Origin of the sequence: Pseudomonas sp. SK2 (assembly GCF_016772395.1) — a bacterium.
Lineage (GTDB): Bacteria > Pseudomonadota > Gammaproteobacteria > Pseudomonadales > Pseudomonadaceae > Aquipseudomonas > Aquipseudomonas taiwanensis.
In genome coordinates this window covers 4,372,166-4,387,233 of record NZ_CP061944.1, presented here as the reverse complement: position 1 = coordinate 4,387,233, position 15,068 = coordinate 4,372,166, and the positions used below count along the sequence as shown (strand labels likewise).

The 15,068-nt window shown below is 61.7% G+C and carries 12 protein-coding genes; 9 read left to right on the top strand and 3 right to left on the bottom strand.

Translation table 11 applies throughout. The annotated features are described in order from the left end of the window. Positions 1-24 precede the first annotated feature (24 nt). From IF103_RS19725 to IF103_RS19705, 5 genes are all read left to right on the top strand, one after another. Positions 25-666, top strand: a complete 642-nt coding sequence (locus tag IF103_RS19725) for a tetratricopeptide repeat protein (RefSeq protein WP_027906603.1) — start codon at positions 25-27, stop codon at positions 664-666. Between the two features lies 1 nt (position 667). Beyond that, complete coding sequence (gene bamB, locus IF103_RS19720) at positions 668-1,810, top strand: outer membrane protein assembly factor BamB (RefSeq protein WP_023382201.1); 1,143 nt, start codon at positions 668-670, stop codon at positions 1,808-1,810. A 117-nt stretch (positions 1,811-1,927) separates the two neighbouring features. Beyond that, positions 1,928-3,394 carry a ribosome biogenesis GTPase Der gene (der, locus tag IF103_RS19715; protein WP_023382200.1) on the top strand — a complete coding sequence of 489 codons (1,467 nt, stop codon included), beginning with the start codon at positions 1,928-1,930 and terminating at the stop codon, positions 3,392-3,394. Between the two features lie 183 nt (positions 3,395-3,577). Continuing rightward, complete coding sequence (locus IF103_RS19710; protein ID WP_023382199.1) at positions 3,578-4,726, top strand: pyridoxal phosphate-dependent aminotransferase; 1,149 nt, start codon at positions 3,578-3,580, stop codon at positions 4,724-4,726. Then, a complete protein-coding gene (locus tag IF103_RS19705) occupies positions 4,714-5,505 on the top strand; it encodes an amidohydrolase (RefSeq protein WP_023382198.1) in 792 nt (263 codons plus the stop codon). Before IF103_RS19710 ends, IF103_RS19705 begins: the two co-directional genes overlap by 13 nt. A gap of 66 nt (positions 5,506-5,571) precedes the next feature. Here the strand turns inward: IF103_RS19705 and IF103_RS19700 are convergent, their stop codons facing one another. Together IF103_RS19700 and IF103_RS19695 are read right to left on the bottom strand one after the other, a co-directional pair. Beyond that, positions 5,572-8,118, bottom strand: coding sequence for a sulfite reductase flavoprotein subunit alpha (locus IF103_RS19700; RefSeq protein WP_202675605.1), 2,547 nt, complete (start codon positions 8,116-8,118; stop codon positions 5,572-5,574). Between the two features lie 174 nt (positions 8,119-8,292). Next, positions 8,293-10,596, bottom strand: a complete 2,304-nt coding sequence (locus IF103_RS19695; RefSeq protein WP_202675604.1) for a TonB-dependent receptor — start codon at positions 10,594-10,596, stop codon at positions 8,293-8,295. A 220-nt stretch (positions 10,597-10,816) separates the two neighbouring features. Here IF103_RS19695 and IF103_RS19690 point away from each other — a divergent pair, with 220 nt between their 5' ends. The 3 genes from IF103_RS19690 to IF103_RS19680 all read left to right on the top strand — a co-directional run bounded on the left by IF103_RS19690 (position 10,817) and on the right by IF103_RS19680 (position 12,849). Then, complete coding sequence (locus IF103_RS19690) at positions 10,817-11,497, top strand: Fe2+-dependent dioxygenase (protein WP_186598441.1); 681 nt, start codon at positions 10,817-10,819, stop codon at positions 11,495-11,497. Between the two features lie 3 nt (positions 11,498-11,500). After that, positions 11,501-12,253, top strand: a complete 753-nt coding sequence (locus IF103_RS19685) for a tetratricopeptide repeat protein (protein WP_023382194.1) — start codon at positions 11,501-11,503, stop codon at positions 12,251-12,253. 65 nt (positions 12,254-12,318) lie between these two features. Beyond that, positions 12,319-12,849, top strand: coding sequence for a hypothetical protein (locus IF103_RS19680; RefSeq protein ID WP_023382193.1), 531 nt, complete (start codon positions 12,319-12,321; stop codon positions 12,847-12,849). 51 nt (positions 12,850-12,900) lie between these two features. Here the strand turns inward: IF103_RS19680 and IF103_RS19675 are convergent, their stop codons facing one another. Continuing rightward, complete coding sequence (locus IF103_RS19675; RefSeq protein ID WP_023382192.1) at positions 12,901-14,064, bottom strand: type III PLP-dependent enzyme; 1,164 nt, start codon at positions 14,062-14,064, stop codon at positions 12,901-12,903. 505 nt (positions 14,065-14,569) lie between these two features. Between IF103_RS19675 and IF103_RS19670 the strand changes: the two genes are divergently transcribed. Next, the gene (locus tag IF103_RS19670; protein WP_027906599.1) at positions 14,570-15,058 is read left to right on the top strand and encodes an RNA polymerase sigma factor; all 489 of its coding nucleotides are present in this window, start codon (positions 14,570-14,572) and stop codon (positions 15,056-15,058) included. Positions 15,059-15,068 lie beyond the last annotated feature (10 nt).

Sequence of the window (15,068 nt, the reverse complement as noted above, 5' to 3'; positions counted from 1 at the left end):
GAATTGCTGAAAAGGAGTATTGGGGTGTCGAGTACCGATGATGAAGGCCTGGCCGCAGCCAAGGACTGGTGGAACCGCAACGGCAAGCCGCTGCTGACCGGTGCCCTGCTGGCCGGTGTGGTGGTGTTGGGCTGGAATACCTGGCACAAGTACCAGAACAATCAGTCGCAAGGTGCCTCGGCGCTGTACCAGGCCCTGCTGGAAACCAGTCTGACGCCGAGTGGCCAGCCTGACGCCACCAAGGTGGCGGAATTGTCTGGCAAGCTCAAGAGCGAGTTCGGTGGTACCGCCTACGCCCAATACGGCAGCCTGTTCGTGGCCAAGGTGGCGGTCGAGAGCGGTAAGCTCGACGACGCCGCCGCCGAGCTCAAGAGCGTGATGGACAAACCTGCCGACGCTACCCTGGGTGAAATCGCTCGCCAGCGTCTGGCGCGTGTGCTCGCTGCCCAGGACAAGGCCGAGGAGGCGCTCAAGCTGCTCGATGGCGACGCCGACAAGGCGTTCCTGGCCAGCCGCGAAGAGTTGAAGGGCGACCTGCTGGTGCAGCTGGGTCGTGCCGACGATGCTCACGGCGCCTACGAAAAAGCCAAGGCCGCGCTGTCCGATGACGCCGCGGTCGGTGGCCTGCAATTGAAGCTGGATGACCTGGCCAAAGGGGACGCCTGACGTGATCGGTTGGAAACAAGCAGCAGTGCTGACCCTGGCCGTATTGGCCGCAGGTTGCAGCAGCAACAGCAAGAAGGAACTGCCTCCGGCCGAGCTGACCAAGTTCACCGAGGAAGTGGTGCTGAAGAAGCAGTGGAGCCGTTCGATCGGTGACGGCCAGGGCGAGACGTACAACACCCTGGTGCCGGCCATCGAGAATGACCGCATCTACGCATCCGATGTCAATGGCGAAGTCTTCGCCCTCGACCGCATCACCGGTGACGTGGTGTGGAAGAAGGATCTGGAGTTGCCGGTTTCCGGCGCTGTAGGCGTAGGCTACGGCCTGGTCATGCTCGGCACGCTCAAGGGCGAAGTCATCGCGCTGGATTCCAGCACCGGTGAGGAGCGCTGGCGCTCGCGCGTTACCAGTGAAGTGCTGGCACCGCCAGCGAACAATGGTGACGTGGTGGTGGTCCAGACCCAGGACGACCGTCTGATCGGCCTCGATGCCGCGACCGGCGACCGTCGCTGGATCTATGAAAGCACTCCGGCGGTGCTGACCCTGCGTGGCACCGGCGCGCCGATCGTGACCAACCGTCTGGCCGTTGCTGGCCTGTCCACTGGCAAAGTCATTGCGGTGGACATCAGCAACGGCGTGCCTGTCTGGGAAAGCCGCGTGGCCATTCCACAGGGCCGTTCGGAGCTGGACCGCGTGGTAGACATCGACGGCGGCTTGCTGCTGTCCGGTGGTACCCTGTACGTCAGCACCTACCAGGGCCGTGTCGCGGGCCTGGACCTGGAAAGCGGTCGCGTGCTGTGGCAGCGCGATGCGTCCAGCTACGTAGGTGTCGCCCAAGGCTTTGGCAACGTCTACGTCAGCGAAGCGTCGGGCACCGTCGAGAGTGTCGACGAGCGTTCTTCCAGCGCGCTGTGGACCAATGACTCCATGGCCCGCCGCCAGTTGTCGGCGCCGGAAGTGTTCTCCAGCTACGTGGCGGTAGGTGATTTCGAGGGTTACCTGCACCTGCTCAGCCAGGTCGACGGCCGTTTCGTCGGTCGCGAGCGAATCGACAGCGATGGCCTGCGCGCCCGACCCCTGGTGGTCGGCGACACCATCTACGTCTTTGGCAACAGCGGCAAGCTCGAGGCACTGACCATCCGCTGAAGCTATGCTCAAGACCGCTACAGGTCTTGAGTTGCGGCGTAGGAAACGCCGCCCGAACTCCGGCCGCTGCCTTGCAGCGGCCTTTGCATTTTCAAGAATTCAAGAGTGGAGAGCCGCATGGTTCCCGTAATCGCCCTGGTGGGACGGCCGAACGTCGGCAAGTCCACCATGTTCAACCGCCTGACCAAAACCCGCGATGCCATCGTCGGTGACCTGTCGGGCCTGACCCGTGACCGCCAGTATGGCGATGCCACCTGGCAGGGTCGTTCGTACATCCTGATCGACACCGGCGGTATCACCGGCGACGAAGTCGGCATGGACGAGAAGATGGCCGAGCAGTCGCTGATGGCCATCGAGGAAGCCGACTACGTGCTGTTCCTGGTCGATGCCCGCGCCGGCATGACCGCCGCCGACCAGATGATCGCCGAGCACCTGCGCAAGCGGAACAAGGAAGCGATCCTGGTCGCCAACAAGATCGACAACATCGACGCCGATGTCGCTCGCGCCGAGTTCTCGCCGTTGGGCATGGGCAACGCCATTCCAGTGGCCGGCTCGCAGGGCCGTGGTATCAATGCGCTGATGGAGGCCGTCCTCGGCCATCTCCCACGCGACCAGGTCGAGGAAGCGCTGGATGCCGACGTCGCCGAAGGCGAGGAAGCTGTGCGTATTCCGGGGCCGAGCGAGAAAGATGGCATCAAGATCGCCATCATCGGTCGCCCCAACGTCGGTAAATCGACGCTGGTCAACCGCATGCTCGGTGAAGAGCGCGTGGTGGTGTACGACCAGCCGGGCACCACCCGCGACAGTATCTACATCCCGTTCGAGCGTGATGACGAGAAGTACACCTTCATCGACACCGCCGGGGTGCGCAAGCGCGGCAAGATCCACGAGGAAGTCGAGAAGTTCTCGGTGGTCAAGACGCTGCAGGCGATCAAGGACGCCAACGTGGTGATCTTCGTCATGGACGCCCGCGAAGGCGTGGTGGACCACGACCTGAACCTGCTGGGCTTCGCCCTGGAAGCCGGCCGCGCCATCGTCATCGCCCTGAACAAGTGGGATGGCATGGAGCCGGGTGAACGCGATTATGTGAAGACCGAGCTGGAGCGCCGGCTGTTCTTCGTCGACTTCGCCGACATCCACTTCATTTCGGCGCTGCACGGCACCGGTGTGGGCCACTTGTACAAGTCGGTTCAGGCTGCGTTCAAGTCGGCGGTTACCCGCTGGCCGACCAGCCGCCTGACCCAGATCCTCGAGGATGCGGTCAGCGAGCACCAGCCGCCGCTGGTCAATGGCCGCCGCATCAAGCTGCGCTATGCCCACCTCGGTGGTGCCAACCCGCCGTTGATCGTGATCCACGGCAACCAGACCGACAAGATTCCGAAGTCGTACTCGCGTTACCTGGAAAACACTTACCGCCGTGTGCTCAAGCTGGTCGGTACGCCGATTCGCATCGAGTACAAAGGGAGTGAGAACCCGTTCGAGGGCAAGAAGAACACCCTCACCGACCGCCAGGTCAACAAGAAGCGCCGCCTGATGTCGCACCACAAGAAGGCCGAGAAGAAGCGCCGCGACAAGAAGCGCTGATTTCCCGCGGGCGTGGTCGCCCGCAAGCAGGCTCCTACCGCCAAGGTCAGGAGCCGGCTTGCCGGCGATTTGGCCCTTTGACCCAGCGCAATACCCTCATTGTTTCATCCTTTTTCCTGACCGCTCGATCCGCTATGCTCGGACTCCAACCCCGTGCCGGATACCCCCAGGAAAGAGGGCTTCATGATCCGCAGCAAACTGCCGAATGTTGGCACGACCATCTTTACCACCATGTCCCAGCTGGCCGTACAGACCGGCGCGTTGAACCTTTCGCAGGGTTTCCCCGACTTCAACGGCCCCCAGGCGCTGCTGGACGCGGTTGGCCGCCATGTGGCTTTAGGGCACAACCAGTATGCGCCGATGACCGGTCTGCCAGCCCTGCGCCAGGAGGTCGCCGCCAAGATCGAGCGCCTGTACGGTGCAAAAGTCGATGTCGACCATGAAGTGACCATCACCCCAGGTGCCACCGAGGCGATCTTCTGTGCCATCCAGGCCGTTATCCAAGCGGGCGACGAGGTCATCGTCTTCGATCCGTGCTACGACAGCTACGCGCCTTCTGTGGCCCTGGCCGGTGGCCGGTGCGTGCATGTTCAGTTGAGCGATGGCGATTTTCGCATCGACTGGCAGAGGTTCAGCGACGCCCTGAGCCCGCGTACGCGCATGGTCATTCTCAATGCTCCGCACAACCCCAGCGGCGCGCTGATTACCCGTGAAGATCTCGACCAGCTGGCCAGTCTGATCGCCGGGCGCGATATCTACCTGGTCAGCGATGAGGTCTACGAACACTTGGTGTATGACGGTGTGCGCCACGCCAGCGTGCTGGCCCATGCCGAACTCTACAGCCGCGCGTTCGTGGTCAGCTCGTTCGGCAAGACTTACCACGTCACTGGCTGGAAGACCGGTTATGTCGTTGCCCCGCCAGCCCTGAGCGCAGAGCTGCGCAAGGTGCATCAGTACGTCAACTTCTGTGGTGTGACGCCGTTGCAATGTGCCCTGGCCGATTTCATGGCCGAAGACCCCGGGCATGTCGACGCGTTGCCTGGCTTCTACCAGGCCAAGCGCGACCTGTTCTGCGACTTGCTGCAAGACTCGCGTTTCACCTTTGTCCGCACGGCGGGCACTTATTTCCAACTGGTGGACTACTCGCAGATCCGCCCGGACCTGAACGACGTCGACATGGCCTTGTGGCTGACCCGCGAACATGGCGTGGCGACCATTCCGGTGTCGGTGTTCTACCAGCAACCCATCCCCGAGCAACGCCTGGTTCGCCTGTGCTTTGCCAAACGAGAGGAGACGCTGCGTCAGGCAGCGGAAAAACTATGCGCGATCTGAGTGCACTGCCTAACCTGAAAGTCGCCCTGGTGCAGACCACCCTGGCCTGGCACGACCGCGAAGCCAACTACGCGCACTTCGATGAGCTGCTGGCGCAGGTGGGCGATGTGGATCTGGTGATCCTGCCCGAGATGTTCACCACCGGGTTTTCCATGGCCTCGGAAACCCTGGCCGAGCCTGAGAACGGCCCCACCTACAAATGGCTCAAGGCCCAGGCGAAGAAACACGACGCAGTCATCACCGGCAGCCTGATCATCCAGGCCGCGGACGGCAGCCACCGCAATCGCCTGCTGTGGGCGCGCCCGGATGGTGAAATCCTGCATTACGACAAGCGCCACCTGTTCCGCATGGCCGGCGAGCACAAGCACTTCACCCCGGGTGAGCGCCAGGTGCAGTTCGAGCTCAAGGGCTGGCGGGTGCGACCCCTGATTTGCTACGACCTGCGTTTCCCGGTGTGGAGCCGTGACGCCCAGGACACCGACCTGTTGCTGTATACCGCTAACTGGCCGGCGGCCCGTCGCCTGCATTGGAACCGCCTGTTGCCGGCGCGTGGTATCGAGAACCTGTGCTATGTGGCCGCAGTGAACCGGGTAGGTACCGACGGCAAGGGCTTCGCCTATTCGGGTGACAGCCAGGTGCTGGACTTCCAGGGCGAGAGTCTGCTGAGCGCCGGGGAGGCGGATGGGGTGTTTACTGCGGTGTTGAGTGCAGCGGAGCTGGCGGCCTACCGGGCCAAGTTCCCGGCGAACCTGGATGCCGATACCTTCGAGTTGCATTGACAGTGGGGCCGGCCTTCTCGCGGCTAAACCCGCGAAGAGGCCGGTGCCGGTTACATCGATTTCCGCTCAGTACACATCCCGCCGATACCGCCCATCCTCGATCAATTGCTGCACAGTCGCTTCGCCGAGGATGGCGTTGAGCGCGGTATCGACCCCGGTGGCCATTCCTCGCAGGCTGCCGCAGACATATACACAGGCGCCGTCGTCGATCCAGCGTCTGAACTCATCGGCCTGTTGCAGCAGGACATCCTGTACATAGACCTTCTCGGCCTGATCCCGCGAGAAGGCCACGTCCAGTCGTTTCAGATCGCCCACGTCGAGCCACTGCTGTAGCTCGACACCACAAAGCAGGTCGTGGGCACGGTTGCGCTCGCCGAACAGCAGCCAGTTGCGCTGCTCGCCCGCGCTGATGCGTGCCTTGAGCAAGCTGCGCAGGCCCGCCAGGCCGGTGCCGTTGCCGATCAGAATCATGGGGGCCGGCGCTTCTGGCAGGTGGAACCCACTGTTGCGGCGCAGGCGCAAGCTGACGGTGCCATTGACCGGCAGGTACTCGGTCAGCCAGCCCGAACCCAGGCCGAGGGTGCCGTCGCCATGACGTTCCTGGCGTACGATCAGCTCGAGCTCGCCGTCGCTGGCAATCGAGGCGATGGAGTATTCGCGGCTACCGATCGGTACCAGCGCATCGACCAAGGCTTGGGCATGCAGGCCGAGCAGGTGGCTGCGGTGGGTGGGCAATTGGCGACTGGCCAAGGCTTGGCCCAGGGTCTCGCTCAGACCGTCCAATTGCACGCGGGTATTGGGGTCCAGGCCCAGCCCATCGAGGAATTCACCGATCCGACGTTGGCCATTGAGTGGAAGCACCTCGACCAGGTCGCCGGCTTGCCAATTCGCCGGGTGTTCAGGGCGCAGCCCCAGCAGGAAGACCGGTTGTCCCAGGCTGCCGGGGTTGAGTAGCTCGCGGCGGGTCAGGCTCCAGTTTTCGAAGTCTGGCGCTTGCCAGGCAGCGACTGGCTTGGCGCCGGTCAGCCTGGCAAGCGCGTGCTGCCATTGTTGCAGTGCCGCCTGGTCGGCGTTGTCCACCTCCACCGGGCTGAAGGCGCTGCTGGCACCGCGCTCGCCGAGCCAGGCCTGCAGGCGCCGGGCAAAACCACAGAAGTGTGGGTACTGTCGGTCACCCAAGGCCAGCAGGGCATAGGTGAGGTTGTTCAACGCCCATGGCTGGCCGAGCACTTTGCGTTCGAACGCGCGCGCACTGTCAGGCGCTTCGCCATCGCCGAAGGTACTGACCACGAACAGCGCGCGACGCGCCTGGCGCAGGTCGTTCTCTTGCAGGTCGGCCAGTGGGCGGACCTGAACGGGCAATCCGGCAGCCTGCAACTGCCCAGCACTTTGCCAGGCCAGCTGTTCGGCAAAGCCGCTTTGGCTGGCGAAGCCGATCAACCAGTTATCGGCTTTGTCCGCGGTAGTGGCGACGGTGCCCCGTGCGGCACGAACCTGACGTTTCTTGCGGCGACGATCGAGGTACAGCAGCCAGCCGGTGACGAAGAACAGTGGCATGGTCAGGCTCGCGATCGTGACGATGATTCGCCCGGTCAGGCCGAAATAACTGCCCACGTGCAGCGCGTAGACGCTCTGCAGCAGCTGGGCCTTGAACGACTTGTCATCGTAGCGCTCCACGCGCTTGAACTGGCCGCTGGCCGGGTCCAGGGTGACGGTGTTGAAGGCGCGCTCGTGAGGGGCGTTGTCCAGCAGGTAGAAGAGTGTGGCTGGCCGGTCGCCAGCCGGCGGCAAGCGCAGGTTGTAGCTGGCAAGGCCTGGGCCTGCGGATGCCTTGAGGTTGCTCCAGATCGCGTCGTAGTCGACCACCAGCGGCGGTGTATCCTTGTCGGCTTTCTGCAGGCCATGGCGTGCACCACGTTTGTGCTGCTCACCACCGGCCGGCGTGTCGGCCAGCCACTTGTTCAGCCCCTCGCGGTACCAGTCGTAGGACCAGAACAAGCCGGTGAGGGCGAAAAGAAGGTAGAACAGCAAGCACCAGGTCCCAGCCACCGCGTGCAGGTCCCAGTTGAACGCGCGGCCCTTCTTGGCCCAGTCGAACGTAAGCCAGACCCGCCAGTTCAGCGCCTTGCGCGGCCAGCGCAAGTACAGCCCGGACAAACAGAAGAACACCAGCATGAGGGTGCAGGCGCCGGTGATTTGCCTGCCGGTCTCGCCCATGGCCAGGAAACGGTGCAACTGCAGCATCAGGTTGAAGAAGCCTTGCCCGGCGACTTCACCCTTGAGCTCTCCCGTGTAGGGGTCGGCATAGCGCAGTTCGCCACGGCGCTCGCCGGGGGCAGGGGTGAAGAAGAGGCGTGCGGCATTGCCTTCGCGGGTATCGACCCACAGCATCGAGACCTTGTCGCCTTGTGCAGCCTCGGCCCGTCGGACCAGCTCTGCTGGCGGCAGCACGCCTTCCTGGCGCACCTCGACCCGCAGGACATCGGCATTGAACAGCCGCAGCAGTTCTTCCTGGAACGAATACACCGCGCCGGTGATGCCCATCAGGGCCAGCACCAGGCCAGCGGTGATGCCAAAGAACCAGTGCAATTGGAACAGCGACTTCTTCAACACATCGATCACCATTTGGGGCCGCGCGGGGCCGGGCGGCGTGGATTATGCCTTGATACGCAAAAACCCCGCTCACTGAAATGAACGGGGCCGGGTCGGGGATTGTTTAGTGCCAGTGTGGGCCCTATCGCCGGCAAGCCGGCTCCTGCAGGGGCCGGCTTTACCCCAATCCCGTCATCAGAAATGAACGCTGGTGGTCAGCAATGCGGTGCGGCCTGCGGCCTGGTTGGCGAAATGGGTGGAGAACGCCTTGTCGTAGTACACCTCGTTGGTCAGGTTTTGCACGTTCAACTGCAGGTCCACGTTCTTGGTCAGCTTGTAGGCGGCCATGGCGTCGTAGCGGACATAGCTGTCGACCATGGTGGTGTTCGCCACGCTGCCGTAGACGTCGTCGACGTAGAAGGCACCGCCACCGACCGTCAGCTTCGGCGTGATCGCGTAGGTGGTCCACAGGCTGGCACTGTTGTTAGGTGTGTTAGGGAGCTGGTTGCCATCATTGGCCTTGCCCAGGGGGCCGCCGTCGATCTGCCGGGCCTGCATGTAGGTGTAGCCGGCGAACACCTGCCATTTCTCGGTGATCTTGCCGCTGGCCGACAGCTCGATGCCCTGTACGCGAGTTTCGCCAACGTTCTCGTACGAGGTGGTGTCCACCTGAACGCGAGCATTTTCCTTCTCGGTGCGGAACAGGGCGGCGGTGAGCGACAGGCGCTCGTTCAGCAGGTCCCACTTGGTGCCGATTTCGTAGTTGGTGGTCTCTTCCGGCTCCATGTCGCTGCTCAGCAGGTTGCCGGAGCGGTCGGTGGTATTGCCCAGCGGGTTGCCTTCCATACCTTCGCCAAGCAAGGCACCTGGCGGCGTCGCGGAAGTGGCGTAGGAGACATAGATGCTGCCGTTGTCGGCTGGCTTCCAGACCAGGCCCAGTTGGCCTGTGAAGAACTCACTGGTGTCACTGCCCTTGGATGCGATGTCATTCTTGTTCACCACGGTCGCACCCGAGGCGTCGTAGCCACGGTACTGGGTGTCGAAGTGGTCGTAGCGCAGGCCCATGTTCAGCAGCCACTGAGGTGTCAGCTCAAGTGTGTCGAACACGTAGATGGCGCGGGTGTCGCTCTTGGTGTCGGTACCCGCGTAGTTGCGTGAGATCGCTCCATTCCACGGATCGTCCGGCGTCGGGTTGCCCAGCGAGGTGCAGTTGTACGGGGCACCGATGCCATTGCACACGTTCTTGTTGTTGACCTTGGTGGTGCCATCCAGTGTGGCGACATTGTAGGAAGACCGTTTCGATTCTTCGCGGCTGAGTTCGATACCCGTCGAGAAGTTGTTCTTGAAGCCCGCCACATAGAACTCGCCGAACAGGTCCGTCTGGTTGGTGGTGGTCGTGGTATTGCCGACGCGGGTATTGGCCCGACGCCAGACTTCGCCGTTATTGACGTTGCCCTGGCTATCGTCGGGCTGAGTCAGGATGTAGTCCTGCATGCTGTTGCCATGACGCAGGGTGTTCTTGATGGTCAGCGCGTCTGTCAGGTCGTGCTCGATGGCGAAGGTGGCAATGTCGACACGGCTTTTGCGGAAATCGCGATTGGTCAAGCCGTAGAAGTTGTCGCTGTCGCCACCGTCATTCGGCTTGCTTGGGTGGGCCGAGGTGCGGTCGCCGCTACCGCCGGTCGGGATCGTGTACGGGATACCCGAGTCTGGCAGGTCGTCGCTTTCCAGGTGGTAGTAGTCAAGGTTGACGCGGGTCGGCGTGCCCAGGCCAAAGGCCAAGGACGGTGCGATACCCCAGCGGTCGTAGTTGACCTTGTCGCGCCCGGCTACGTTGCTTTCGTGAGTCATCAGGTTCAGGCGGCCGGCAACGGTATCGCTGAACTGGTAGTTGCCATCGAGGGTGTAGCGCTGGGTCTGGTCGCTGCCCCAGGTCCACGCGGCGTCGAGCGAGTTGCCCAAGTGCGCCCGCTTGCTTACCAGGTTGATGGTGCCGCCGGCAGCTCCGCGGCCACCGATCGCCGAGTTCGGGCCTTTGGCAACTTCCACCGACTCCACGGCGAAGATCTCGCGGGTTTGTGCGCCGGTGTCTCGTACGCCGTCGAGGTAGGTGTCGCCTTGGGCATCGAAACCGCGAATGAACGGGCGATCGCCCTGGGGATTGCCGCCCTCGCCGGCACCGAAGGTAATGCCCGGCACGGTCCGCAGAGCATCCTGCAGGTTCAGGGCATTGGTGTCCTTGATCACTTGCTGTGGAATCACGGTGACTGAACGGGGCGTGTCCACCAGGGGAGCGGTGTACTTCTGCGAGGAGGCCTTTTCGACTTTGTAATCGGTGCTGGCCTGTTCAACCTTGCCCTCGATGCTGGTGGCATCGAGGGTGATGGCGTTACTGGCGGAGGGCTCGGCGGCATAGGCAGAGGACGCGCTGAGGGCGACGCCGATGGCCGAAACGATAAGGCGCGGTGAACTTACGGTAGATGGCACGTAGTGACGCATTGCAAAGAACCTTCCCCAAGGTGTTAAGGCTGCGGATCTTAATGTAAGCAATTGTGACTCACAATTGAGAGTCGTTACCATTCGCTATAAATTTACATTCTTTACAATTTGTCTTTACGGTTTGCACGCGCTGAAACGTCTTAAGCGGCGGACGGGGCTTGTACAGCGTAAAAGGTAATCAATATCATTGAGCCTTTACACTTCCTGATGGTGCGTTGCCATGCTGCTTCACATTCCCGGCCTGTTCGACGCCGACGAGCTCACTCGCATCCGCGAGGCCCTTGAGCAGGCCGACTGGGCTGATGGCAAGATCACGGCGGGGTATCAGTCGGCCAAGGCCAAGCACAACCTGCAGTTGCCCGAAGGGCACCCACTGGCCAAGGAATTGGGTTGCGCATTGATCGACCGCTTGTGGAAGAACCCGCGTTTCATGTCGGCGGCGTTGCCGCACAAGATCTTCCCGCCCCTGATCAACTGTTACCGCGAAGGGGGCAACTTCGGTTTCCATATCGACAATGCACTGCGCCAGCCCAAGGGCAGCCCCGAGCGAGTGCGTACCGATCTGTCATCGACCCTGTTCCTCAGCGACCCCGACAGCTACGACGGCGGTGAGTTGGTCATCCAGGACACCTACGGCGTGCAGCAGGTCAAGCTGGCGGCCGGTGACCTGGTGCTGTACCCCGGCACCAGCTTGCACAAGGTCAACCCGGTGACCCGTGGCGCACGCTATGCAGCATTTTTCTGGACCCAGAGTCTGGTGCGCGACGACGGGCAACGTACATTGTTGTACGAGATGGACAATGCCATCCAGCAATTGACCACCGATGTGCCGGAGCATCCTGCCTTGCTGCAACTGACCGGCACCTACCACAACTTGTTGCGCCGCTGGGCCGAGGTCTGAACCGTGTCCTACCAATTGCGTCGTGAGGACGTGGTGGATGTCGCGGGCTTGCAGGCCATGCTCGAAGACAGCCCTGGCAAGGCCGCCCAGGCGATTCTCGCGGCAGCGGGGCAGGGCGTGGTCCAGGCCCAGTTGTTACTGGGGCAGATACTGCTCGACGGGCGAGGCATCGAACAGGATGCCCTGTTGGCTCGACGTTGGTTCGGCATCGCTGCGCAGGCGGGCAATGCCATGGCGCACAACATGCTTGGACGCTGCCTGGAACATGGCTGGGGCGGCGAGGTGAACCTTGTCAAGGCTGCCATCCATTATGCGCACGCTGCCGATGCCGGGCTCGACTGGGGGCTTTACAACCTGGGTAACCTGCTGGCCACCGGGCGCGGAGTAGCGGTCAACCAGGCCCAGGCTCTGGCCTGTTACGAGAAGGCCGCGCACCTTGGCCATGCCAAGTCGATGAACCTGCTTGGCCGTTATCTGGAACACGGTATTGCCACTGCGCCCAGCCCTGTTCGGGCGGTGCGCTGGTATCGGCGTTCAGCCGAGGCGGGGGATTTCCGGGGCATGTTCAGCTTGGCATTGGTGCTGTTCGAACGAGGTGAAAACCAGGAAGCACTGAGATGGATCGAACTTGCCCGCGCCCAAGGTAACGTGCCGTTCTTGCGTAGCAGCCTGAACACCTTGCGCTCGGCAGGCCCTTCAATGGCGGCTGTAGCAGACGGCTATGCCCAGGAAATACAGCTGCGCGAGGAAGTCTGACCGACTTCGTTGATTGAGCGAGCAGGCTGAAAGTCGCGGCTCTCGACTCAATCGCGAGGTTAAGCATGAAGTACGTTCAGGACCGTTCGTTTATTGCCACCTTCACCTCAGTCACCCCAGGCTACGAAGGGTGGCTGGACTCGATGGAGGGGACGCCTCGGGAGCGGCGCTGCCAGTGGTTGACCGTCAGTTCCAGTAGCGAGGTCAAAAGCCCGCAACGCTTTTGGTTCGGGTATTTCGAAGGAGATCGACACGGCTATCAGGTACGCGCCGTCGAATCGGGCGAAGGCTATGCGCATTACGACATCTGGGACCTGAGTGGGCAAAGCTACATTGGTTACTACGCCAAAAGCGATGAGCCGGTGAGTTGGCGGGTGCGGGTCGACGGCACGAAGATCGAACAGCCGCAGATCCAGGTCTATCAAGGCGTGACGTTGGCTGCGCCAGGCTTGGCAATGGTCAGCGTGGCCAATCGAAAGCCTTGGGATGACCACTACGTGGGGGTTGGCAAACCTAACGTGCTGACGTTCGAGATGGCTGTACAGGACGTCAATGTCCCCAATTTCAGCAATGTTTCACTGTATAGGCGTCGATGAACCACCACGTGGTGCGCCTGCGAAAACGGGGCCTTGCGGCCCCGTTCTGGTTTACAGGTAGTAAGCCTTCAGCGGTGGGAAGCCGTTGAATTCCACTGCGCTGTAGCTGGTGGTGTAGGCCCCGGTCGACAGCCAGTACAGACGGTCGCCGATCGCCAGGTTCAGCGGCAGGCCGTACTTGTAGTGCTCGTACATGATGTCGGCGCTGTCGCAGGTCGGGCCTGCGATCACGACTTCTTCGGTTTCGCCCTTCTTCTCGGTCCAGATTGGGAACTTGATGGACTCGTCCATGGTTTCGATCAGGCCGGAGAACTTGCCCACATCGGTGTAGATCCAGCGCTCGACGGCGGTGCGCGACTTGCGCGCAACCAGGACCACTTCACTGACCAGGATACCGGCGTTGGCGATCAGCGAACGGCCCGGCTCGAGGATGATTTCCGGCAGGTCATCACCGAAGTCTTCCTTCAGGAAGCGAATGATTTCTTCGGCGTAGGTTTCGAGACTGTTGGTACGGGTGATGTAATTGGCCGGGAAGCCGCCACCCATGTTGATCAGTTTCAGTTCGATGCCGTCTTCTTCCTTCAGGCGCTCGAAGATCACTTTGACCTTGGCGATAGCAGCGTCCCAGACGCTGATGTCGCGCTGCTGCGAACCAACGTGGAAGGAGATACCGTAGGGCACCAGGCCCAGGTCGCGGGCGAGGATCAGCAGGTCCATGGCCATGTCGGTCTGGCAGCCGAACTTACGGGACAGCGGCCAGTCGGCAGTGGTGGAGCCTTCGGTGAGGATCCGCACGTAGACCTTCGAACCCGGTGCGGCCTTTGCGATGTTGCGCAGGTCGGCTTCCGAGTCGGTGGCGTACAGGCGCACACCCTTCTCGTAGAAGTAGCGGATGTCCTTGGACTTCTTGATGGTATTGCCGTAGCTGATGCGGTCGGCGCTGACACCGCGGCCCATCACTTTGTCCAGTTCGTAGATCGAGGCGATGTCGAAGCTCGAACCTTTCTCTTTCAAAAGATCGATGATCTCGACCGCCGGGTTGGCCTTGACCGCGTAGTAGACCTTGGCGAATTCGAAACCGGCGCGCAGGTCGTCGTAGGCCTGGCTGATCATCTGGGTGTCGATGAGTACGAACGGGGTTTCCTGCTTGTCGGCGAACGCCTTCATCTTCTGGAAGGTTTCACGCGCGAAATAGTCTTCGACCTGGATCGACATGCTCAGGGACTCCATGGGCAAACTGAAAGATTAAGTGGCTGCAAACTGAACGTCCTCCGTATCCCCACTTTGGTTCGCCTACTCAGTACTTGAGCCGGATGGATCGTTTCCAGCATGGACGTTCGGCGCGCACTTTAGGGCGTGAAGAATGCAGAATCAACAGGCAATCCGGGTGCGATCGTCGTGGATCGACGCCCTACCCGTTGAATAACCGACTCGCATGACCGCCTGATGTTCCCGGCACTGTTTCAAGCGTAAAAAATTGTGGAATGGAGCGTGTAGGCCCCTTCGCGGGTAAGCCCGCTCCTACAGGGTTTTCACAATTTAGGTCGGCGCGGGTTTACCCGCGAAGGGGCCAGAGGTGTTCATATTTATGGCCACATTCTCAAGCACTCCCGTACATGACATCACCCATAAATTTTTTGTTACCGACTGGCGGATTTGCTGAGTTTGATGAGAAACATTACTATTCGCACCCTTATCCGCCTCCCTGACGACCCAGACCGTGTCCGGACACAAAGGCTTCCTCGACCACTACCACGAGCTGATCGGCACCTGGACGCGCAAGTTGCGCAGTCGTCAGCAGGCCGAGGATCTCACCCACGATGCCTTTGTGCGGGTTCTTGAGAACACGCGTGAGCAGGTCGATCAGCCTCGCGCTTATCTTCATCAAACTGCCCGCAACATTGCCGTGGACGGTTTTCGCCGCGAAGACCGGCGTCAGCAACTGGAGCAGGAAACCTTCGAGGAAGGTGCCACCGCCAGCGACGACCCTGAAGCCTATGTACATGCCCTGGAACTGGCCGACAGCGTCGAGCGCGCCCTGGCCGAATTGCCCCTGAACTGTCGGCGGGTATTCATCTGGCAGAAGCTCGAAGGCCTGACCCAGGCGGAAATCGCCGAGCGCATGGGTTTGACCAAGAACATGGTCGAAAAGTATATGATCCGCACGCTCCGGCATCTGCGTGAGCACCTGGATGTGTCCACCCGATGAGTCAGGAGAC

Coding starts and splice junctions, on each gene's coding strand:
- der (WP_023382200.1), top strand. CDS start 1,928: ATGGTTCCCGTAATCGCCCTGGTGGGACGGCCGAACGTCGGCAAGTCC.
- IF103_RS19710 (WP_023382199.1), top strand. CDS start 3,578: ATGATCCGCAGCAAACTGCCGAATGTTGGCACGACCATCTTTACCACC.
- IF103_RS19705 (WP_023382198.1), top strand. CDS start 4,714: ATGCGCGATCTGAGTGCACTGCCTAACCTGAAAGTCGCCCTGGTGCAG.
- IF103_RS19695 (WP_202675604.1), bottom strand. CDS start 10,596: ATGCGTCACTACGTGCCATCTACCGTAAGTTCACCGCGCCTTATCGTT.
- IF103_RS19690 (WP_186598441.1), top strand. CDS start 10,817: ATGCTGCTTCACATTCCCGGCCTGTTCGACGCCGACGAGCTCACTCGC.
- IF103_RS19680 (WP_023382193.1), top strand. CDS start 12,319: ATGAAGTACGTTCAGGACCGTTCGTTTATTGCCACCTTCACCTCAGTC.
- IF103_RS19675 (WP_023382192.1), bottom strand. CDS start 14,064: ATGTCGATCCAGGTCGAAGACTATTTCGCGCGTGAAACCTTCCAGAAG.